Annotated in this window: 21 protein-coding genes; 10 read left to right on the top strand and 11 right to left on the bottom strand. The window is 63.9% G+C overall.

Features of this window, described 5'->3' with window-relative positions:
- Positions 1-205: 205 nt before the first annotated feature.
- The gene (locus tag NKJ46_RS03040) at positions 206-1,273 is read left to right on the top strand and encodes a glycosyltransferase family 2 protein (RefSeq protein ID WP_352661702.1); all 1,068 of its coding nucleotides are present in this window, start codon (positions 206-208) and stop codon (positions 1,271-1,273) included.
- A 6-nt stretch (positions 1,274-1,279) separates the two neighbouring features.
- Here NKJ46_RS03040 and NKJ46_RS03035 read toward each other — a convergent pair whose 3' ends face one another.
- The 6 genes from NKJ46_RS03035 to NKJ46_RS03010 all read right to left on the bottom strand — a co-directional run bounded on the left by NKJ46_RS03035 (position 1,280) and on the right by NKJ46_RS03010 (position 6,608).
- Positions 1,280-1,567 carry a DUF982 domain-containing protein gene (locus NKJ46_RS03035; RefSeq protein ID WP_352649646.1) on the bottom strand — a complete coding sequence of 96 codons (288 nt, stop codon included), beginning with the start codon at positions 1,565-1,567 and terminating at the stop codon, positions 1,280-1,282.
- Between the two features lie 89 nt (positions 1,568-1,656).
- Entirely contained in the window at positions 1,657-2,463 is an 807-nt protein-coding gene (locus NKJ46_RS03030) for an ABC transporter permease (RefSeq protein ID WP_352661699.1), read from the bottom strand.
- A 4-nt stretch (positions 2,464-2,467) separates the two neighbouring features.
- Positions 2,468-3,301 (bottom strand): ABC transporter permease, encoded by an 834-nt coding sequence (locus NKJ46_RS03025; RefSeq protein WP_031194462.1) that lies wholly within the window; start codon positions 3,299-3,301, stop codon positions 2,468-2,470.
- Positions 3,302-3,318: 17 nt separating this feature from the next.
- On the bottom strand, positions 3,319-4,434 hold the full coding sequence (locus NKJ46_RS03020) for an ABC transporter substrate-binding protein (RefSeq protein WP_352661696.1): 1,116 nt from the start codon (positions 4,432-4,434) through the stop codon (positions 3,319-3,321).
- A 67-nt stretch (positions 4,435-4,501) separates the two neighbouring features.
- Positions 4,502-5,596: an ABC transporter ATP-binding protein gene (locus NKJ46_RS03015; protein ID WP_352661693.1), complete on the bottom strand. Its 1,095-nt coding sequence runs from the start codon at positions 5,594-5,596 to the stop codon at positions 4,502-4,504.
- Positions 5,597-5,720: 124 nt separating this feature from the next.
- Entirely contained in the window at positions 5,721-6,608 is an 888-nt protein-coding gene (locus NKJ46_RS03010; protein WP_352661690.1) for a LysR substrate-binding domain-containing protein, read from the bottom strand.
- Positions 6,609-6,683: 75 nt separating this feature from the next.
- Between NKJ46_RS03010 and NKJ46_RS03005 the strand changes: the two genes are divergently transcribed.
- Both NKJ46_RS03005 and NKJ46_RS03000 read left to right on the top strand, forming a co-directional pair.
- A complete protein-coding gene (locus NKJ46_RS03005; protein WP_352662372.1) occupies positions 6,684-8,276 on the top strand; it encodes a zinc-binding metallopeptidase family protein in 1,593 nt (530 codons plus the stop codon).
- 34 nt (positions 8,277-8,310) lie between these two features.
- Positions 8,311-9,243 carry a dimethylarginine dimethylaminohydrolase family protein gene (locus NKJ46_RS03000; RefSeq protein WP_352661687.1) on the top strand — a complete coding sequence of 311 codons (933 nt, stop codon included), beginning with the start codon at positions 8,311-8,313 and terminating at the stop codon, positions 9,241-9,243.
- An 80-nt stretch (positions 9,244-9,323) separates the two neighbouring features.
- On the opposite strand, the gene NKJ46_RS02995 is transcribed toward NKJ46_RS03000, so the two are convergent.
- Positions 9,324-10,331: an ornithine cyclodeaminase family protein gene (locus NKJ46_RS02995; RefSeq protein WP_352661684.1), complete on the bottom strand. Its 1,008-nt coding sequence runs from the start codon at positions 10,329-10,331 to the stop codon at positions 9,324-9,326.
- Positions 10,332-10,489: 158 nt separating this feature from the next.
- On the opposite strand from NKJ46_RS02995, the gene NKJ46_RS02990 reads away from it, so the two are divergent.
- Positions 10,490-10,951 (top strand): Lrp/AsnC family transcriptional regulator, encoded by a 462-nt coding sequence (locus NKJ46_RS02990; protein ID WP_023720584.1) that lies wholly within the window; start codon positions 10,490-10,492, stop codon positions 10,949-10,951.
- A gap of 106 nt (positions 10,952-11,057) precedes the next feature.
- Here NKJ46_RS02990 and NKJ46_RS02985 read toward each other — a convergent pair whose 3' ends face one another.
- Both NKJ46_RS02985 and NKJ46_RS02980 read right to left on the bottom strand, forming a co-directional pair.
- Positions 11,058-11,441: a YybH family protein gene (locus NKJ46_RS02985; protein WP_352661681.1), complete on the bottom strand. Its 384-nt coding sequence runs from the start codon at positions 11,439-11,441 to the stop codon at positions 11,058-11,060.
- 151 nt (positions 11,442-11,592) lie between these two features.
- Positions 11,593-12,342, bottom strand: a complete 750-nt coding sequence (locus NKJ46_RS02980) for an SDR family NAD(P)-dependent oxidoreductase (RefSeq protein WP_352661678.1) — start codon at positions 12,340-12,342, stop codon at positions 11,593-11,595.
- A 95-nt stretch (positions 12,343-12,437) separates the two neighbouring features.
- On the opposite strand from NKJ46_RS02980, the gene NKJ46_RS02975 reads away from it, so the two are divergent.
- The gene (locus NKJ46_RS02975; RefSeq protein ID WP_352661675.1) at positions 12,438-13,331 is read left to right on the top strand and encodes a LysR family transcriptional regulator; all 894 of its coding nucleotides are present in this window, start codon (positions 12,438-12,440) and stop codon (positions 13,329-13,331) included.
- 73 nt (positions 13,332-13,404) lie between these two features.
- Here NKJ46_RS02975 and NKJ46_RS02970 read toward each other — a convergent pair whose 3' ends face one another.
- Positions 13,405-13,827 (bottom strand): VOC family protein, encoded by a 423-nt coding sequence (locus NKJ46_RS02970; protein WP_352661672.1) that lies wholly within the window; start codon positions 13,825-13,827, stop codon positions 13,405-13,407.
- A gap of 217 nt (positions 13,828-14,044) precedes the next feature.
- Here NKJ46_RS02970 and NKJ46_RS02965 point away from each other — a divergent pair, with 217 nt between their 5' ends.
- Positions 14,045-15,247, top strand: a complete 1,203-nt coding sequence (locus NKJ46_RS02965) for an MFS transporter (RefSeq protein ID WP_352451471.1) — start codon at positions 14,045-14,047, stop codon at positions 15,245-15,247.
- A 120-nt stretch (positions 15,248-15,367) separates the two neighbouring features.
- Here the strand turns inward: NKJ46_RS02965 and NKJ46_RS02960 are convergent, their stop codons facing one another.
- Positions 15,368-16,270, bottom strand: coding sequence for a sigma-70 family RNA polymerase sigma factor (locus tag NKJ46_RS02960; RefSeq protein WP_352661669.1), 903 nt, complete (start codon positions 16,268-16,270; stop codon positions 15,368-15,370).
- A 205-nt stretch (positions 16,271-16,475) separates the two neighbouring features.
- Here NKJ46_RS02960 and NKJ46_RS02955 point away from each other — a divergent pair, with 205 nt between their 5' ends.
- The 4 genes from NKJ46_RS02955 to NKJ46_RS02940 all read left to right on the top strand — a co-directional run bounded on the left by NKJ46_RS02955 (position 16,476) and on the right by NKJ46_RS02940 (position 21,614).
- Positions 16,476-17,882, top strand: coding sequence for an MFS transporter (locus NKJ46_RS02955; RefSeq protein WP_352661666.1), 1,407 nt, complete (start codon positions 16,476-16,478; stop codon positions 17,880-17,882).
- Positions 17,883-18,276: 394 nt separating this feature from the next.
- Positions 18,277-19,473: an acyltransferase family protein gene (locus NKJ46_RS02950; RefSeq protein WP_352661663.1), complete on the top strand. Its 1,197-nt coding sequence runs from the start codon at positions 18,277-18,279 to the stop codon at positions 19,471-19,473.
- 2 nt (positions 19,474-19,475) lie between these two features.
- Positions 19,476-20,579 carry a glycosyltransferase family 2 protein gene (locus NKJ46_RS02945; RefSeq protein WP_352661660.1) on the top strand — a complete coding sequence of 368 codons (1,104 nt, stop codon included), beginning with the start codon at positions 19,476-19,478 and terminating at the stop codon, positions 20,577-20,579.
- A 6-nt stretch (positions 20,580-20,585) separates the two neighbouring features.
- Complete coding sequence (locus NKJ46_RS02940) at positions 20,586-21,614, top strand: glycosyltransferase family 2 protein (RefSeq protein WP_502903353.1); 1,029 nt, start codon at positions 20,586-20,588, stop codon at positions 21,612-21,614.
- Positions 21,615-21,621: the final 7 nt, after the last annotated feature.

Raw genomic sequence — 21,621 nt, 5'->3', positions numbered from 1 at the left:
GCCGCCGACCCCTGACCATGGCAGCAGCCTCGAAGGCAATGGCGGCCTCAGTACGAAGTCGCAAAGCGAAACGTGACCGGTCTCCTCGTGGAAAGCGCAGGCTTTCTCCCAGGGAACTCGTTGCGCGCCAAGAGGGGCGCTTGAAGAGGGGCAGGCCCATGAGCGGGCCTTTGCCGAACCAAAGCAAGATGCGAGGTCAAACGCGATGCAGTCTGTCCAAAACAGGATTCCGGTATCCATCATCATCCCGAACTACAACTATGCGCGGTTCCTCAAACGCAGCATCGACAGCGCCCTCGAGCAGGACTACGCGGATGTTGAAGTCATCGTCGTCGACGATGCATCGCAGGACAATTCCACGACAATCATGGAATCGTATCGCGACGAGATCCTCGCATGCCCGCGAGCGCAAAATGGCGGACACGCGGCGGCGTTTAACACCGGCTTTGCGGCGAGTTCGGGCAAGATCGTCCTGTTCCTCGACGCCGACGATTATCTCTATCCGACCGCCGTCTCCACCATTGTCGACACCTGGGACGAGGCAACCGCCCAGGTGCAGTCCAGACTGCATATCGTCGACGAGGGGCAACGCATCAAGGATGTCTTTCCGCCGCCCGAACTGCCCTTCGACAGTGGCGACGTCATGCCGAAACTTCTGCACAAAGGCCGCTATCAGACCACCGTGACCAGCGGGCTCGCCTTTGACCGTGCAACCCTGGAATCGATCATGCCGATACCGGAGCCGGAGTTCCGCCAGGGCGCCGACGGCTATCTGGCAACGCTGGCGCCGATGTACGGGCATGTCCAATCGATCGACGAATGCCTCGGCGCCTACCGGATCCATGGCGCCAACCATTCGGTCTTCGGTGAAAAGCTCGCCGAGCGGGCACGCTGGCGGGTAACCCACGATTTCCGCCGCATGCAGGCGCTGTCGGACCAGGCCTCCGGGATCGGCCTGACCATCGTGCCCTCGGATGCCGTGCGCCACGATCCGGTCCACCTGGAAGAGCGGCTGGCGTCGCTTTGCGCCGACAGAGACCGACACCCTGTGGCCGACGATTCCCGGCTGGCGCTCGGGGCGGCTGGCGCCGTCGCCAGCCTTGAAATGACCGCGTCACTGCGGCGGCGCGCCATCCTTGCCGCGTGGTTCCTGTCGGTCGGGGTGTTGCCGCGGAAAATGGCGACCGCGGTCCTGTCGTGGAAGCTTGACGCGTCGTCGAGGCCGGCATTTTTGAGCCGCCTGTCCAAGACCATCCGCCATGCGATGGGTTAGTGGCGATCACGGCCCCTGCTGCCGGGATCGACCCTCCGGTTCGACGGCTCGCTCGACCAGGACATGCGCCTCCCGCGCGGCCTCGATGAACGCGTCCCTGGCGGCTTCGGTCCAGCGGTCGTCGCTCATGGCGCGGCGGCATGTGCGCAGTGCCAAGCCGTGTTTGGCGCTGCCGGCGTCGCGCCAATGGGCCTCCAGCAATTCGACAGCCTGCCGTGCGTTGGAAATGTTGCGGATATCTCCCACGATGCCGACCGCAACCGCAACCGGCTTGGAAAACCATCCTTGGTTCATGGCGAAGCCTTCGACGTGTTGAACTACCTATAACGAAAATCGTAGCGCAAGGTTTCATTCGCGCCAGTCACCACGGCGTGAGGCCGCCCTCACTGCGCCTCGCGCAGCCTGACCACGACGCTGCGCGCCACAAGCACCAGCACCGTAATGACGATCAGGATCACCGAGAGTGCGGCGATCGCCGGGTCGATGTTGTCGCGCAGGCCCATCCACATCAAGCGCGGCAGCGTGATGGCGTTGACCGATGTGATGAACAGGGTGACGCCGATCTCTTCCCAGGACAGCACAAAGGAGAGCAGTGCCGCGGTGACGATGCCGAACTTGATGTTGGGCATGATGATGCGGGTGGCGCGTTCCCACACGGTCGCGCCGAGGCCGCGGGCAGCGAGGTCGATGCGGCGGTCGAGTTGGCTGAGCGATACCAGGATCAGCACCGTGGCAAAGGGCACAGTCATCACCGCATGCGCCATGGCGACACCGAGCCAGGTGTCATAGCCGAAGAACGACGAGAACCCCGAAATCGAGGTCAGCAGGAAATAGAGCGTGATTGCCGATACCACCGGCGGCACCACCATCGGCAGCAGCACGAAGCCGACCAATGCTGCCGTGAAGCGCGGCTGGAACATCCAGACGCCGAGGCTGAAGCAGAGTGCCAGCACCGTGGAAAAGGCGCTGCTGACGACGCCGATCCTGATCGAGAGCAGGATCGAATTGATCCAGCGCGGATCCTCGATCAGCGCCCGGTAATGGCGCAGCGACAGTTCGCCGGATGGCATCGCCAGCATGCGGCTCGGCGTCAGCGACACCGGAATGACGGCGAGCAGCGGCAGCAGCAGGAACAGCGCGACCAGGGCGGCGAGGATCAGCGAGATGGGACCGGGGCGGTAGGTCGGCATCGCGCTACACCAGTTGCTTTGGCCTGATATAGCGGAACAGCAGCGCCATCAGCGCGCCGACGAACAGCACCAGCACCACGCTGATCGCAGCACCCAGGCCCCAGTCCGGGCTCTGGAAGATGCGGAGATAGATCAGCTCGGCGATCATCACGCTGCGGCCACCGCCGAGGATCGCCGGCGTGACGAAGAAGCCCAGCGAAAAGACGAAGACGATCAGCGCCGAGCCGATGATGCCGGAGCGGGTCATCGGCACGAACACCGACCAGAAGGTGCGCATGCGGCTGGAGCCGAGGCCGCGCGCCGCCAGCAGCACACGGTCGTCGAGGCTGCGCATCGAAGAGGCCAGCGGAAACACCGCGAAGGGGATGAGGAAATGCGTCATGCCAACGATGACGCCAAACTCGTTGCGCACCAGCGCCAGCGGCTCCGAGATGAAGCCGACCGCCTGCAGCCAGGTGTTGATCAGGCCGCGATTGGACAAAAGCGCCACCCAGCCGAAGGCGCGCGTCAGCACAGAGATCCAGAACGGCACCAGGATGCAGAATTCGGCCACGACACGCTGCACGGGCGTGCCGCGCACCCAGACAACGGTGATGGCGTAGGCGGCGGCAACTGAAACGATCGTCACGATCGCCGCGATGCGCAGCGTGCGGATGAAGACCGACTGCACCAACTGATCCGTGAGCAGCGCATTGTACTGCCCCAGCCCCGGCGTGGGCAGCGTAAAACTCCATTTGACCACGCCAAGGAATGGCCAGGCGTAGGCCAGCACAAGAAAGAGGAGCAGCGGCGCCATCAACAGCGCCGCGCCCATCCTGTCGGAGAGGTATGCTCTCATCCGGTTATCCCGGCTTGTCAGGCGGAGATGATCTTCGTGTATTCGTCGAGTGCCGCCCCGTAGTTCTTGGCGTACCAATCCATGTCGAGCGGGATCTGCTTCTTCATGTTCTCGGGATCGACGGGGTTGATGCGCTTCTTGTCGGCAGGGATCAGCGCGTCGGCGGCCGGATTGGCCGGACCCTGGCCGAGCTTCTCGAACATGATGAGTTCCTTCTCCGGGTCCTGCGTGCTGGCGATGAACTTCATCGCCGCGTCCTTGCCGCCGGGATTGCCTTTGAGCACGGCGAGCGCGCCGGGCGAGATCAGGCCCTGGTCCCAGATGAACTTGATCTTGCCGCCGGAATCCTGCTCGATAAGCGAAGCCCGGGTCGACCAGACGATCGCCATCGAGGCCTCGCCATTGAGCAGCACGCTCTGGCTTTCGGCGCCGCCACCCCAATAGGCGACGACGTTCTCCTTGAAGGCAGCGATCTTGTCATGCGCGCGCTTCAGGTCAAGCGGATAGAGCGAGGCCGGCGCGATGCCGTCGGCAAGCAGTGCCGCTTCCCAGCTCGACACGCCCCATTTGTAGAGCGAGCGCTTGCCGGGGAATTTTGCCACGTCGAAGAAGTCGGCCATGCCGGTCGGTGCCTGGCTGCCGTATTTCTCGGCATCGTAGGCGATGACATAGGAGAAGAAATAGGTCGAGGCTGCGTATTCCCAGCCGAATCCCGGCCGCATCTTCTTCTTGTCGACGATCGAATAATCGATCGGTTCGAGCATGCCTTGCGCGCCAAGCGTGATCGCCGAGAACGGATCGACGTCGACCAGGTCCCAGGTCGGCGCGCCGCTCTTGAACTGCGCCGCGATCGCGCCTTCCGTCGGGCCGGAGCCGTCCATCTTGACGGTGATGCCGGTCTCCTTGGTGAAGGCCTGGCCGTAAGCGGCGTCGTAGGCGGTGATGGCGTCGCCGCCCCAGTTGACCAGCACCAGTTCTTTCGCCGCGGCAGAGGCGCCGGTCGAGCGCAGCAGCATCGGCGTGCCGGCCAGCACCAGCGCTGCCAGCTGCGTGAACTGCCGGCGCGAGATCTCGCCGCGCACTGCCCTGGCGGACAGCGCCTCGATGGAATTTTTCTTGGTTTGGTTTGTCATGTCAGTTCCCCTTTTTTGTCGTTGATATTTCCTGAAAGTCAGCTTGGCGACTTCGCCACGCCGATGGTCATTGTCCTCCGTTCGGAAGGAGGAAGCCTTTCTCCGCCGGCCAGGTCAGCCAGACGGAATTGCCCTTGCTGAGCGCGGAGGCGGCGACCTCGTTCGGCACCGACACCGTCACCTTGGCGCCCTGGCGCGTCGTCAGATCGAGCCGCGTCGCAGCGCCAAGATAGGTCGAGGCAACGGCAGTGGCGGCAATGCCGTTCTCGCCCGCGGCCGCTTCCGGCGCGATCGACATGTATTCGGGCCGGATCGCCAGGATGGCGTCGCCACGGACCTTCTCGGCCTTGCAGCGCATGCTGATCGCGCGGTCTTCGCAGAGGCCGGTCGAGCCATTGTCGGCCGGGCGCACGCCCTTCAGCGGCAGCATGTTGATCTCACCTAGGAACTCGGCGACGAAGCGGTTGTCCGGCCGGTCGTAGACCTCGTCCGGCGCGCCGACCTGCAGCAATTTTCCATGATTGAAGATGGCGACGCGCGACGACAATGCCAGCGCCTCGCTCTGGTCATGGGTGACGAAGACGAAGGTGGTGCCGGTCTCCTGGTGCAGCCGCTTCATCTCGGCCTGCATCTGGCCGCGCAGGCCCTTGTCGAGCGCCGAAAACGGCTCGTCGAGCAAAAGCACACCAGGCTCGAACACCAGCGCCCGCGCCAGCGCGACCCGCTGCTGCTGGCCGCCGGACAATTGCGACGGCAGTTTCTTCTCGTGGCCCTTAAGCCCGACGCGCTCGATCATCTCGCCGACGCGGCGCTTGATCTCAGCCGCCGATTTCTTGCGCACCTTGAGCGGGAAGGCGATGTTGGCCTCGACGCTCATATGCGGGAACAGCGCGTAGCCCTGGAACACCATGCCGGCGGCGCGCTGCTCGGCCGGCCGCTCGGTGATGTCGACGCCGTCGCTGTAAAGGCGACCGTCGGTCGGCTGAATGAAGCCGGCAAGGATCATCAGGAAGGTAGTCTTGCCGGAACCGGAGGGGCCGAGCAGGGTGAGGAACTCGCCACGGCCGATATCGAGCGTCAGATCGTCCAGCGCACGGAACGAGCCGAAGCTCTTGCCGATCCCGATTGCCTTGATCTCTGCGGCCCGGCCGGGTTGCTGCATCCTGCCCTTTCCTTAGCGTAGGCGAAATCGTAGGCAGGGCGGCGGCTCACCGCAACCGAATAGTTTTCGCCTGATCGGCAAATTTGATTCATCTATGCCCCAATCTTCCCCCTCCGGAGGGAGATTAACGCTGGTTCTCCGACAGCTTCGACCTCAGCCACCGCCCAAACGCTTCCAGCACCGGATGCGCCGCCTTGGCGTGCTCGGAAACCAGAAAATACGAGCGCGGTGAATTGATCGCGATGTCGAAGGGGCGCACCAGCCGGCCTTCGCTCAGTGCCCGGCCGCTGGTCAGCTCGTCGCCCATGGCGATGCCCTGGCCGGCGATCGCCGCCGAAAAGACCAGGTTCATGTCGGAAAAGAAGATGCCGCCTTCCGGGTCGGGGTTCTCGACCTTGGACAGCGCCAGCCAGCGCGCCCAGTCCTCGGTATCGCCGAGATGCAGGAGATTGGCGGGCAGCACGTCTGCCGGCTTGGAGAAGCCGCCGATCTTGTTGAGCAGCGTCGGGCTGCACAGCGGCGTGAACGAGATCTCGCACAACAGCTCGACCGCGCGGTTGGGCCAATTGCCTACGCCGAAGGCGATGAAGGCGTCGGCCTCGGCATTGCTGACGTCGTCGAGGCGGCGCGGCGTCAGGATGCGCAGCGCGACATCGGGATACATCTGCCGGAACTCGCCGATATGGGTGCACAGGAACAGCGAGGCGAAACCCGGCGTACAACTGACGCTGAACGAGCCGCCGACGCCGGTGCCGGCATGGCGCGTCACCGCGTCACCCAACACCGTCAGCGCCTTGCGCACATCGCTGGCATAGCGCTGGCCTCGCGGGGTGAGCGCTACGCCCTTGCCGATGCGCTCGAGCAGGTCGAAGCCGAGATCGCGCTCGAGCAGGCGCAGTTGATGACTTACGGCACTGCGGGTCAGATGCAGTTCGTCGGCGGCGCGCCAGACGCTGCCGTGGCGGGCAAAACTGTCGAGGGCGCGCAGCGCCTGCGTCGAGGGAATTCTCAAGAGGTGAACCGAATTTGCATGAGCCGGGAAAACATATCACTTTTTGGCGGGGCGCTTCACTGCTTTCTTTCCGCCATGGAGAAACCGGTGACCTCGGCGCAAGCGACCGCGCTTGCCTGTCTGGACGACATCCAGCCGTCGCTGTCGGCGTGGACGCGGACCATCTTCGACTTCGGCGAGACCGCCTGGCGCGAATACCAGTCGGCCGCCTGGTATGTCGAGCATCTGAAACACGAAAGGTTTTCGGTCGAGGAGGGCTCGGGCGGCATGCCGACCGCCTTCTGCGCCCACTGGACCAACGGGACCGGCCCGACGATCGGCTTGTATGCCGAATACGACGCGGTGCCGGGCAATTGCCAGGATGCGGCGACGGTGAAGCGACCGCGTCCGGGCCTCGGCGAACAGGCCGGCGGCCACACCGATCCGCATTCCGGGCTCGGCATTGCCAGCTTGGGCGGGCTGCTGGCGACCAAGGCGGCGATGCAGCGCCACGGCATATCAGGCACGCTGCGCTTCACCGGCGAACCGGCGGAGAAGGTGAGGGGATCGAAGCCGATCCATGCCGCCAAGGGCTATTATGATGGGCTGGCGGGCATGGTCTCCTTCCATCCTTTTTACATGCTGCCGCTGTGCAATACGGCGCGCTGGGACACGCATTGCGGTGCGGCCTACGCGATGATCTACCGCTTCATCTGCGACGAGCCGGAACATTGGGCGAGCGCGGCAGGCACCGCAGCACCCATCCCGCAGGCGCATTCGGCGGTCAGGGCGCCCGGCGCCAACGACGCGCTCATGATGATGTATATGGCCTCCAAGGCGCTGCGCGATTCCATGCTGCCGCACCAGGGCGGCTGGTCGATCAGCGAGGCGATCCTGACGGCGGGCCAGGCGACTGCCGACAATCTGCCGGCCGGGCTGGGCGAGATCCAGTACATGATCCGCGCGCCGACGCTGGCGATGGCCGAGCAGGTCACCGCCGTGCTCGACCGCAATGCGGAAGCCGCAGCCAGGATGAGCGGCTGCCGCCATGAGCGGCACTGGGTGTCGAAGTCGCGACCGGGGCTGGCCAATCACGTCATGGCCGGCATTGCCTTCGACGCGCTGGCGGCGGTCGGGCCGCCGCGCTGGGACGAGACGGCCAAGGCGATCGCCCGCGAAATCCAGGTCAATGCCGGCGGCGAGGCGACCGAGGAACCATTCATCTATGAACTGGAGCGGCTGATTGCGCCGCAGGTGGCCGAGGCGCTGCTGCGCCGCGACCTGCCGCCGTCGCAGCTCAATTCCACCTCAGACGACTACACCGACATGTCGTGGCACACGCCGACGGCGCGGTTCTATGTAGCCCGCCCGGCACTGCGCTCGGAGAATGGTCACGCCTATCCGGCCTGGGCGATGAATGCGCTGGGTGGCATTTCTGTCACCATCGACCCGATGGTCACCTGCGCAGCAAAGACGATCGCGCTCGCGGCACTTCGCCTGCTGGAAGACAAGGCCGCCCGCGATGCGGCGATGGACGAATTCGTCGCCCGCACCGGCGGCGGGATCGGCGGCACGAGTTGGATCGCGCCGCTCTGCGACTACGAGCCGCCGATTGGATTTCGCTGGCCGGAATACATCACCACCCCGCGCGGACGGGACTGGTGGATACCAGGCAACCAAGCCGCATGATCAACCAAGCCGCCCCCTTCACGAGGAGAACCCTATGACCGTCCATGACCGCATCGTCGCCGAGCCGTTTTCGCTGCAGCGCCGCAACCCGGCCGGCGGCACCAAGCCGCTGACCGCCTGGGGCTTCGCCAACGAGACCGACGTGCTGACCGACGTGCTGCTCGGCTCGCCGAATTTCCTGCGCCATCTCTCGACCAGCTCGCTGTCGCGAAAACATCTGCGCGAGGCGCCTTGCAACGTCCAGATCGCGCAGGCACAGCACAAGGACCTGGCCGCCGCCTACGAGCATTTCGGCGTCAACATCCACTGGCACGAGCCGACGCCGGAGCTGCCGATGCAGGTCTATTCGCGCGATTCCAGCGTCATGACGCCCTACGGCGCCATCATCACGGCCATGGCCCAGTGGTGGCGGCGCGGCGAGAACTACGCGGCGATCCGCACCTATGAGAAGCTCGGCATCCCGATCTACGACATGGTCACCGCCGGCACCCTCGAAGGCGGCGACTTCAATGTCATCGAGGATGGCGTGGTGCTGATCGGCTGCGGCGGCGCCCGCACGCAGGAGGAGGGCGCCCGCCAGGTGCAGGCCTGGTTCGACAAGGAGGGCTGGGAGACCCGCATCGCCTTTATCGACGAATATTACGTCCATATCGACCTGATGGTGGTGCCGATCGCTGAAAAACTGACCGCCGTCTGCCTTGCCTGTACGGAGCCGGGCATCGTCGACTGGCTGAAAGGCAAGGGCCACGAGATCATCGACGTGCCGTTCCAGGACACGATGGCGCTCGGCTGCAACTTCATGTCGCTGGGCAAGGACCGGGTGATCGCGCCGACGTCCAGCCAGACGCTGATCGGCCAGCTCAAGGCGCGCGGCTTCGAGGTGGCGGCCATCGATATGAGCGAAATCTCGAAGACCGGGGGCGGCATCCACTGCATGGCGCAGGCGCTGAAGCGCGAGCCGGCCTGAGAGGCCGCCTTTAGTCCGGCCGCTTCCGCGAGGGGGCCATTGTCAGGAAGGTCGATCCCGCCTGGCTCGCGGCAACGCGCCTACAGCTCGATGAGCTTTCCCTTGCGCAGACGCTTGGCGCAACGATAGGCGAGATCGGCGGCGACCATGTCTTCCATCGCAATGCCCATCGCCTTGTAGGTGGTGATTTGTTGATTGGAAACGCGACCCGGCGCGCGGTCGAGCAGCATGGCGCCAAGCTCGGTGCCGAAATCCGGGTCGAAGCCGGCAAGCTCGCAGGAACCGACCGGGGTCGGTTTGAACGCATCCTTGGTTTCGACAAAAAGACTGGACTTGCCGATGAGCTCGATCGGCATTTCACCGCCGGGCGGTGCCACCCCGACCGACGAGACATGCGTGCCCGGCTGGACCCAGCCTGCGTCGATCACCGGCTGGTAGGAGTGGGTCGCCAGGCACACCACGTCGGAACTGCGCACTGCCGCCTCGAGGTCGGCGACCGCCACCACCGACGGATGCAGCCGGGCAAGTGCTGCCGCATCGTCGAAGCTCTTCGAAGCGACCCGAATTTCGGCAAAGTCGCGCACCAGCGGCAACAGATGCAGGTGTTGGTTGGCCTGCACGCCGGCGCCGATCACTGTCGCTATCCTGGCATCCCGGCGGGCAAGGGCGCGCACCGACAGCACGGCGGAGCCGGAGGTTCGCACCGCGGTTATGAAGGTGCCATCCATGATGCAGACCGGCAGGCCGGACAGCGGATCGAACAGGCTGATGGTGGCGAGGTGGCTGGGCAGGTTCTTGGCCAGGTTGGCTTCGAAGACATTGACGACCTTGACGGTCAGGTTCATGCCCTCCATCCAGGCCGGCATGGCGAGGCTGTAGCCGGCTCCGGGGATGTCGAGCTGTGGTCGGGGTGGATTGACGACCTTGCCTTGTGACAGCGCCTTGAAGCCGTCTTCTAGAACATCGAGAAGCTGGCTGAGGTCGATGCACGCCATCACGTCGGCTTCGCTCAGCACCAGGATCTCGGTTGCTCCCTTGCTGATTTCCGCCGCACTCTTGCCGGCTTGGCTGAACGCTTCCCTGGTCATCCTGCACTCCTGTGTTCGTCGAAATCGGCTCACCACATCTGCTTTGAGTGGGTGAGGGAAGCGCAGGCTATTGCGAAGTTTGATGTGATGAAATACGTTGATTTTGGCATCTCTGCGTGAAATCAGCACATAAATCCCTGAGATAGAGTGGATTGTGAATGGACGACCTCGACCAGATAGACCGCAGCCTGCTCCGGCTGCTGCAGGAGGACGGGCGCCGGACGACGCTTGATCTTGCCGGGCGTGTCGGGCTGTCGCCGACCGGAACCAGCCAGCGGGTGAAGCGCCTGTTCCGCGACGGGTTCATCACCGCGGTCAGGGCTATGCTCGATCCGCGCAAGGTCGGCAGGGGAACGCTGGTGTTCATCGAGGTCCGGCTTGACCACACGGCGCCGCATGTCTTTGACCGCTTCGCCGAAGCCGTGGCGAAAGCTCCGGAGGTTCTGGAGTGCCATATGGTGGTTGGCGGTTTCGATTATCTGGTCAAGGCGCGGATCGCTGAAATGGCGGTGTTCCAGGATTTCCTGCAGCGGGTTATTCTGCCTCTGCCCGGCGTGCGCGAAACACACACTTTCGCCTCCATCGCCGATGTCAAGCCGAATGCCCTCTTGCCGGTGTGATCAGATGGAGGAGGGGTATGCTGTTCAGGGCGACCTTGAACGCATCTTCGCCACCTTATCGCTCCCCCTGGCGCGCCTTCCGATGCAGAGATGCCGGAGACCGGCTCTAGCCTTGCAGGGTCAGCAGGTTCGCGTCGCGCGCGAGCCGCCACTCACCATCGGCCTCCTTGCGCAGGAGCGTCAGCGCATATCCCGATCGATGGACCGGCTCGCCATTCGGCGGGATCGCGGTCATGTCGATGCGGCTGCGGATAAAGGCCCAATTGCCGAGAAGCTGTAGTTCCACGATATCGCTGGTGCCGTCGATATGAACGCCGGCCGTCTCCTGCGCGGCCGCCGCGAAGATCTCCTTGTCGAAGGGTTCCCGGCCGGGAACCATGAAGATCGCATCGTCCGTCATCAAGCTGAGGACAGTCGCGATGTCTCCACGCTTGCTCGCATCCATCCACGTCCCGACCAGCGTTCGGATTGCTTTTTCGTCGTCCGTCATCCGTTATCTCCTTGGCATCTCGCGGTCATCGATAGCGCACGGCGCTCCTCCCTCGCCCCAACATAGGGCCTGGATCGCTCTCGTCATCGATTGCAGTGCGTCGCGCGGCGTGGGCATGGTCCGCGAAACGGCAGGTCCGGGCCCTCGATGCCTATCGCCAGCCGCCCGAGGCGGTGATGCGCTCGCCGGTCAGCCATGACGCCTCGTCGGAAGCGAGGAACACCGCGACGCGGGCGACGTCGTCGGGCAGGCCGAAGCGGCCGAGCGGGGTCATGGCGACGATCTGCTTCTCGAATTCGCTGCCGACGATGCCGATGCGTGCGAGGCCTTCGGTATCGACACCGCCGGGCGCGATGGCGTTGACGCGGATATTGCGGGCGCCGAGCTCCCGCGACATCGACAGCGTGATCGTGTCCACCGCACCCTTGGCGGCGGCGTAGACAAGCGAATTCGGCTGCGGATTGCGGCTGGCGACCGAGCTTATGTTGATGATGCTGCCGCCGCCCGGGCCAAAATGCTTCACTGCTGCTTGCGTGGTCAGAATGATGCCCAACACATTGGTGTCGAACTCACGGTGAAACTCGGCCTCGGTCACCGCTTCCAGCGGCTCGAATGCGAAGACGCCGGCATTGTTGACCAGTATGTCGAGACCGCCAAACTCCGATTTTGCCACTTCGAAAAGACGACACACGTCGGCCGCTTGCGACACGTCGCCTCGGACGGCGAGGGCGCGGCCGCCACGGTCCTCGATCTCGGCGACGATCCGCTCGGCGCCTTCTCGCGACGAGGCGTAGTTGACGATCACCGCGGCGCCGGCCGTGGCAAATCTCTTGGCAATGGCGGCGCCGATACCCTTGGATGCGCCGGTGACGATGGCGACCTTGCCGTTCAGCTTGCTCATCAATCTCTCCTTGTCGACGATGAGCGGTATCTAATGGTGATCAAAAAGCGTATTAGGATGCCTACGCTCCGTTCTTTCGTGCCTGGAATTCCGGAATGACCACCATCCTCGAAAAGACCGCCGGTCTCGTCGCCTTCGTCCGAACCGTCGATGCCGGCTCGTTCCATGCCGCCAGCCGGCTGGTCGGCTCCAGCCCGTCGGCGGTGTCGAAAAGCGTGGCGCGGCTCGAGCGCCGGCTCGGCGTCAGGCTGATCCAGCGCTCGACGCGCCGGCTCGGGCTCACCAGCGAAGGCCTCGCCTACTACGAGCGGGTGGCGCCGCTGCTCAGGGCGCTGGATGATGCCGAGGACATCGTCCAGATGGCCGATACGGCGCGCGGCCTGCTGCGCGTTACGGCGCCGGTCGAACTTGGGCGCGGCCTGATCGCCGCATGGGCGCAGGCGTTCCTTGCGCAGCATGGCGAAGTGAAACTCGAGCTCAGCGTCACCGACCGTCACGCCGACCTGATCCGCGAAGGCTATGATGTTGCCGTGCGCATGGGGGCGCTGTCGGACACCGGGCTGGTTGCCCGCAAGATCGCCAATCTGCCGATCGTGCTGGTGGCATCGCCAGCCTATGTCGAGCGGCGCGGCCGTCCGGCATCGGTCGAGGACCTACGGGATCATGATTTCGTCCGCCACCAGATGGCAGGCCGGCCTTATCCGGTCACGTTTGCCGATGGCGCGATGATCGTGCCGGATGGCCGGTTAGACACCGACGACGGCGGCGCCATCCGCAATGCGGCACTTGCTGGCGCCGGCATCGCGCATCTGATGCGGTTTGCGGTGCAGGACGATCTCGACGCGGGCCGCCTGGTCCGCATCCTGCCCGAGGTGGCGATGCCGACCATGCCGGTGCACATCGTCCATGCCTACGGGCGGCAGCTGCCGGTCCGGGCGCGGCTGTTCGTCGACTTCCTGGCGGGCCAAATGGCGGCACTGACGCGATAGGGCGGGGCGGAATGGCCTCCGCAGCCGATCCGACGCCGTCGCAAGCAAGATTCTTGCCCCCATCACCCGATCATCAGAACGTGATCTTCACTGACTCGGCGCTGCGGTTGGCCGGGCCGTGATGGACGGCCTCGATATTGTTGCCGTCGGGATCGAGCAGGAAGGCGGCATAGTAACCGGGGTGATAGTGCTGCCGCTCGCCCGGCGCACCATTGTCGGTGCCGTCGGCCTCAAGCCCGGCCTTGTAGAAGGCATCGACCATCGCACGGTCCTTTGCCTGGAAGGCAAGGTGATGGCGGCCGGTCAGCTTTCCCTGGGCTGCCGGGCTGTCGGGGCTGGAGATGAACAGCTCGTCGGCCCAGAAATAATCATTGCCGGCGCCACCGATCGGTACGCCGAGCACGTTGAGAACCGCCTCGTAAAAGCGCCGGCTGGCCGGAAGATCCCTGACCACCAACTGGATGTGGTCGATGAGACGGCCGCGATGAAGTTCCATGCCCGATAGCTCCTGATCGCCAGGCTGGAAATCTAGCTCAGGACGATGCACGGTCAATGGAATGGAACAATTGAGCGGCGCAATTTCCTGACTGGATAAAAAATGCAACCGGATTGTCGGATTCAAAAGTTGTCCAACGTCCTTCGGACGCAAGCGGCTCGGCGAAGCTCGAAAAGGTCGTGCCGTATCAACGCTTCCGGCATGGGAGAAACTTGAAATGAGCCTTCCCTATCGTTGGGTTATCGTCGCGGCTGGCGCGCTGATGACCTGTGTCGCCCTCGGGGCGATGTTCTCGCTGGCGATCTTCCTCGAACCGATGGCGCTCGACACACAATGGTCGCGCGCCGGCATATCGAGTGCCATGACGCTGAACTTCCTTGTAATGGGTCTCGGCGGCTTCGCCTGGGGCGCCATTTACGACCGCTTCGGCGCCCGCATCGTCGTCATGACCGGCGCCGTGCTGCTCGGCCTGGCGCTGGTCCTGGCCAGCCGCACCGGTTCGCTGCTCGTTTTCCAGTTGGCCTACGGCGTGCTCGTCGGCCTCGCGGCAAGCGCCTTCTTCGCGCCGATGATCGCGCTCACATCCGCCTGGTTCGACACGAACCGCAGCCTCGCCGTCTCGCTGGTCTCGGCCGGCATGGGCGTGGCGCCAATGACCATCTCGCCCTTCGCCCGCTGGCTGATTTCGGCCTACGACTGGCGTACCGCAATGTTCGATATCGGCATAACGGCGTGGGTGCTGCTACTGCCGGCCGCGCTTCTTGTGCGCCAACCGCCCAAGCCCGCTGCCGACGGCGCTGCCCCAAGCGTTGCCGCCGAGGGCGCCGGCATGACGGTTCCGCAGGCGCTGCGCTCGCCTCAATTCATCGTGTTGGGACTGACCTTCTTTGCCTGCTGCGCAGCGCATTCGGGGCCGATCTTCCATATGGTGAGCTATGCCATGCTGTGCGGCATAGCGCCGATGGCGGCGGTCAGCATCTACAGCATCGAGGGCCTGGCAGGGCTAGGTGGCCGGCTGCTTTACGGCGTGCTTGCCGATCGGCTGGGCGTCAAACCGGTGCTGATCACCGGGCTGGCCATACAGGCCGTGGTCATCGCAGCCTATCTGGCGGTCAGCGAGCTTGGTCAATTCTACACGCTCGCTGTCATCTTCGGCGCCACCTATGGCGGCGTCATGCCGCTCTATGCGGTGCTGGCGCGCGAATATTTTGGCCAGCGCATCCTCGGCACGGTGTTCGGTGCCGTAACCATGCTGTCCAGCCTCGGCATGGCTTTCGGCCCGCTCGCCGGCGGCATGGTGTTCGATGCCTATGCCAGCTATTCTTGGCTGTTCATCGGCTCGGCTCTTGTCGGGCTTGGCGCGATGGCGATTGCGATCGCCTTCCCGCCGCTGCCGCGCAGGGAGTTGCAACCGGCTTAAAGCCGGATCGGCGGAAAAGGGCGGCCGCTTGGATGGCAAGCGGCCGCGATCCAAAATAGCTGGTGCGTTCCAAGAAAGCGGGCTGGCCCGTGCTCGGTTCGATATTCTGAAAGAGAGTTGCTATGCTTGCAGGGCCACCACCTCGGCGCCATCAAGCGTGTAGCGCGCATAGCGGAAATCGCGAATTCTCGCCAATCTGTCGCCCGCCCATTCCAGCAGAATAAAGTATCTTGGCCCTCCGGCCGAGTCATCCGGATCGATCACCAGAATGGCTGGGTGCCGATCGACCAGGCCTGGAAGCAGCCGCCAATCGTGGATACCCGCGTAATTGTGGAAGTACCGGCCCACTTTCGTGCGGCCGCTCGCCCGGAGCCGGTTGACGAGGTCAAGCCGCACGTCCTCGGCCAGCATGTCGCGGATCGCATCGAAGTCGCGGGCGTTGAACCGCTCCACGTAGGCTGCCAGACGCGCCCGCTCGGGCTCGGCCAACACCGGCACAGGCCGATCGTCAGGCTCGCCGGCGACTTCGCGCAGGCGCAGACGGCCGCGATGCAGTGCGGCTTTCACCGCCGGAACGCTGCTGTCGATAATGTTGCCAATCTCTTCGATCGTATAGCCGAGCACATCCATGAGGATGACGCTGCGACGCTGCGCTGCGGGCAGGCGCATGAAGGTCCGCAGGCTTGCGGCTGCAGTGTGCCGGCCCTCGGCCGACATGCCGGGGTCAGGTATCGTGTCGATATCCTCGACGGCATGCGCGGCATCAACCCTGGCGCGACGGCGTAGGTGGTCGAGTGCTGCATTGTGCGCGATGCGGAACAGCCAGCCCTCGACATTGGCTATCGGCCCGGTCCCGGGGAACGCCTCGAGCGCCTTGACCGTAGCTTCCTGAACGACATCCTCGGCATCGATCACCGAACCTGTCATGCGGGCGCAATAACGGTGCAGTTTCGGCCGCAATTCGCCGAGCAGCCGGTCAAACGGCTCCCGTCCTTCTGGCGTGCCGATTGCGGATCCGGTCATCGCACAAGGGTCGATTTCATGCGTATCTCCCAGGCAGAGGCGCCCGCCATCGGGCGCAGCGTCCTATAGACGCTCGACGATGGCAAAAGGATTCGGTCGAAAAAACTTTCTTTAGCTGGAATCCTTTGGTGGTGCCTACGCGTCTCTGCATCGTGGGCCCGCGAACCTGGCGGGCCCTCTGTTCAAGCCGGAGGCATCCATAGTCATGAGCAAGCAAAGCGCGGCATCAACGAAGGTCTGGGTTCTCGCCCTCACGTCGATAGGCTCCTTGATGGTCGTTCTCGATGCGATGGTCGTGGCGACCGCATTAAGTACGATGCGGGTCGAACTCGATGCCTGGCTGGAGACGCTGCAATGGACGATGAACGCCTACAATTTGAGTTTTGCCGTCCTGCTCATGACCGGGGCGGCGCTCGGTGACCGGTTCGGCCGACGCCGCATCTTCATCGCCGGATTGGCGCTGTTCGTCGCAGCGTCCGTTGCCTGCGCGCTCGCTGGAAATGCCGGATTGCTGATTGCGGCCCGCGCGGTTCAGGGCGCGGGTGCCGCAATGGTCATGCCGCTGGCAATGGCGCTGCTGAGCGTCGCTTTTCCCCCGGAGGAACGAGGCAAGGCGCTGGGTATCTTCAGCAGCATCACCGGACTGGCCCTGATCATCGGCCCGATGGCGGGCGGTGCAATCTCCGAATGCCTCTCCTGGCACTGGATCTTCTGGCTCAATGTCCCGGTCGGCATCGTTCTCATCCCGCTGGTGATGCGTCGAATTCCGGAGAGTCACGGGCCGGGCACGGCAATCGATGTCCTTGGCGTCGTGCTGGTCACTGCGGCGGCATTTGGAGTGGTCTGGGGTCTGATGCGCGGCAACATCGTGGGCTGGAGCGGCTCTGAAGTGCTGACGGCGCTGACTGCCGGACTGCTTCTCGCCATCGCATTCGTCCTTTGGCAGTTGCGTACCCGTGAGCCCATGCTGCCTTTGCGGTTCTTTCGGGCGCGCGCATTCTCCTCGGGCGTAGGGGCGAACTTGCTGCTCTGCGCCGCCATGTACGGCCTCGTATTCCTGTTGCCGCAGTTTCTGCAGTTTTCCCAGAGCCGTGGGCCGCTCGGCGCCGGCATGGGATTGCTGCCCTGGACCGCCACGCTTTTCGTGGTCGCACCGATCGCCGGCAGCCTGATCAACCGCGTCGGCGAGCGCTGGCTTGTCGTGGTCGGATTGATCCTGCAGGCAGCCGGAATGGCTTGGCTGGCGCAGATCGCAGCACCTGATCTGCCCTATATCCAGCTAGTCGCGCCGCTGATCATTACCGGTGCCGGCGTGTCGATGGCTATGCCGGCCGCGCAGAACGCGGTCCTCAATGCGGTTGCGCGACCGGAAGTCGGCAAGGCCGCCGGCACGTTCAACACATTCCGTTTTCTGGGCGGCGTGTCCGGGATCGCCATCGCCGGTGCGGTGTTCGCCGGGACCGGAAGCTTCGCGTCCACCGACGCGTTCAGTGATGGCTTCACCTCGGCAATCGACGTCTCCGCTCTGCTCTCGCTCGCCGGCGCGCTCGTCGGAATGGGCCTCCCGGAGCGTCGCACAGTGGCGCTCGCGAACGCGAGCAAGGAGGCGTAACTCGGAGGCGGGCTGGAGGCTCGCGCGCTTGCTCCCGCTGTTGTTGCGCTAACAGCTGCCGCGCCAGCGCAGCAGAAAGGTCGCCGAGCATCGGATCGGTCCGTACGGGCGGCGAACATGTTGCATCGCAGCACCCTGCCGCCGATATCGGCGAGCCAAGGCAGCGCGCGAAAATCGTCAAAAATGGACAATTCGGGCTGTTTCCTGCAGTTTTTTGGCCTTTATTAGCCGCACCTCACGTTCCTGTTTCAAATGTGTCAACTTTTTGTGTTGCGTTGCACAACGGTGGCCCTATTCTGCGTGAGGGGGGCGCTTCCGATTGGAAATGCGCCGTGAACGACGCCGCCATGTTGACCGATTGGCAGTTTCGCCGTCCCGCCGGCATACGCCGCTAATGGGAAACGCGCGCGACACCCAATTGGACGCGCTGAGGGCCATCGCCGTGACGATGGTGCTGTACTCCCATTTCTTTGCGGCGGGCGGGTCCTCGTTCTGTGGCCATATCGGCGTGCGTCTTTTCTTCGTGCTGAGCGGCTTTCTGATCACCCGCCTGCTGCTCGAAGCCAGATCGGCCGCCGAATTCGAAACCGGACCGGCGCTGAAATCCTTCTATGTCAGGCGGGCGCTGCGGATATTCCCGCCCTATTTCGCCGTGCTGGGTTTCGTCTGGCTGGTGGACCTGGAGCAGTCGAGGGGTTCGCTGGTCTGGCATGCGCTCTACCTGTCGAATTTCTGGTACGCAGCGCAGAATGAATGGACGCCGTGGCTGCTCTGCCATTTCTGGAGCCTGAGCATCGAGGAGCAGTTCTACATCGCCTGGCCGCTGATCGTTTTGCTGGCGCCGCGCCGGCGCCTCGAAGCGATCTGCGCCGGCGTCATACTGCTGTCGCTGGCCTATCGCTTTTACTGGCCGATCGCTGGAACGCCCAGCCTGGCGCGCGACCTGCTGCCGCCGGCGTCGATGGACGCGCTGGCGTCCGGTGCGCTGCTTGCCGCCTACCGGTCAAGAGCTGCTGGCTTGCCGCAATGGCTTCGAGTTGGCTGGCCGGGGCTCGCTGCGGCGTTTTTCGTTCTGCAGTGGTTTGCGCCGGCGCCGGCAAATCCGGGGCAGGAATGGGCCCGCTGGCTGCTGTTGCAGATCCTGCCTCTCGTGCCGCTGGTGGTCATCGTTGCAAGCTGTTCGACAGGCGTTGGCGGCTATATCGGAAAGCTTCTCGAACTGCCACCGCTGCTTGGCCTTGGCCGCATCAGCTATGGCGTCTATCTCTACCATCCCATAGTGCTGTCGCTCGCCGTCAAATCGCAGCCTTGGATCCCGCTCAACGTCTCGGAACAAGGGCCGGGACGGTTCCTGGTCGCGGGAGCGGCGACGCTCATGCTGGCCTTGGTCTCGTGGCTGCTTTTCGAGAAGCCGCTCAACAGCCTCAAGCGCCATTTCCCCTATGTTGCTCGAAAAGGCCGCGGCGCCACCCCGGCAGGCATCGACGTGGGCAATGCCGGATGGCTCGCGGCGGGAGCATATCTGGGCAGGCCGCTTGATGGTGGCACTTCACCGTTGCCACGCAAGCTGCAACGAACCGATAGGAGCTGATCATGGCTGCTCCCTTGGTGTCAGTTCTGCTGCCGATCTACAATGCGGGACCTTACCTCGCCGCTGCGCTGGGCAGCATCCTGCGCCAGGATTACGAGCGTGTGGAGGTCATCGCCATTAATGACGGCTCGACGGACAACTCGCTGCAGATCCTGCAGAAATATCGCCAGGCCGACAGCCGCATCTCGATCATCTCACGCGAAAACCGTGGCCTGATCGCAACGCTCAATGAAGGCTTGGCGGTGGCCCGCGGCGATCTGGTCGCCAGGATGGATGCCGACGACATTGCCTATCCCCGGCGCCTGTCGCGGCAGGTCGCGCTATTTAACCAGCAGCCTGACCTTGCGCTGTGCGGTGCAGGCTTCGACACCTTGCTCGGCAACCGCGTCGTCAGGGGTTCGCCCGATCCGATATTCCAGGACAATAGCTTGCGGATATTGTCGATGTTCTTCACGATCTTCATGCACTCCACCGTGGTATACAACAGGAATGTCATAGAAGAAGACGTTCTATATTATGACACGAGCTACAAGCATGCCGAGGATTTCGACCTGTTCAGGCGGCTGACCGACCGCTACCCGGCGGCCATGATCCCCGAAAGCCTGATCGCCTATCGTATCCACGACGACAGCGTGACCAACAGGCACAAGCGCGAAATGCGCAGGACGCATTTGAAGATCGTCGCCGAGAACCTAGAGCGCGAAGGGCTCGCACAAGAGACGCAAGGCCTCCGCGACATCGGTGAGGTCCTGTCGATTGGCACGGTTCGCCGTGCCGCCGAATGGATCCTTGCGCTGGAAGAAAGGATTGCCGCCCTGCCGGCCGAGACGCGGCCGAGCTACCAGGCCGGCACACTGAACCTGTTCTATTTCCTCTATCAGCTGATATCGGGAGAAAGACAGCCGCTGCTGATGCACGAATTCCTGACACGGACGGCGAAATGGAAGCTCATCCGGCGCCGCGAGCAATACGTGTTTCGAACCGGTGCCTTCGCGCCGCGCTTCAGCCTCGCCTCGATGTCGGTCACCAGGCAGGTGGATGCCCTGTCGCGTTATCTGCAATCCGTGCCGGCCGCGGCGGTTTTGCCTTCCCTTGAGTTGAGCTAGCAACGCATGTTCGTCAAATCGCACCAGCTTCAGCAGCGCGGCCACTCGACGGTACCGGCGGCCATGTCGCCGCGGCCGCAGCATGGACCGGCGCCGGCGGTCAGCTTCATCGTCTGTACACGCGACCGCGTCAGCGTGCTCGAGCCTTGCATAAAGTCGATCCAGGCTGCGTGCCGCGCCCATGCTGACTTTGCCGCCGAGCTGGTGGTTGTCGACAATGGCTCGACCGACAGCACGGCCAAACGGCTGGCCAGCATCGCCGAACTTTCGGACATCCCGTTCACGGCTATTCGCGAACCACGACCCGGATTGGCGGCCGCCCGCAATGCCGGGCTCGAGCGCGCGCGGGGCCGCGTGCTGGTCTTCGTCGATGATGATTGCGCGGTCCACAAGGATTATCTGCGCGATCTGCAGCGGCACTATGCGGCCGGCGAACGGGTCATCCGCGGCGGCCGCGTCGAGATTGGAGATGCCCGCGACCTGCCGTTCACCATCAAGCGGTCGCCGGTGCGCGCGCGGCTTACGCCGGATGTCCATCCCGGTGGCTTCGTGCTTGGCTGCAACATGACGATGCACCGCGATGTCGCCGCCCGTATCGGGCGTTTCGACGAACGCTTCGGCGCCGGCGGCCCGCTGCGCTCGGCGGAAGATACGGACTATCTCGTCCGGGCGGTGCTGCTCGGCATTCCGGTCGAATATGTGCCCGACATGACCATCTATCACCATCACGGCCGACGCGACCGCAAAGCCATCGAAAAGCTGCATCGCGACTACAGCATGGGCAATGGCGGGCTTTGCCTGAAACATGTCCGCCATGCGCCGTGGCTGCTTCGGCATTTCTACTGGTCTATGAGGGCGGCCTTGCGCGAACTGAGGAAAGGCCCGCTGTTCGATCGCGAACTCAAGCTGTCGCACTGGCCGATCATCGGCATGAATTTGCTCGGCGCGGCCAAGTTCGCGGTGCTTTTGCTGGCGAAATCGCCAAAGACAACGGAAATGCGACAGGAGCAACAGGCAAATGCCGAGGCGAGGTGATCCGCTA

The organism is Mesorhizobium sp. M0166, assembly GCF_040322255.1.
GTDB lineage: Bacteria > Pseudomonadota > Alphaproteobacteria > Rhizobiales > Rhizobiaceae > Mesorhizobium.
This window is presented reverse-complemented; position numbering and strand designations above follow the sequence as displayed.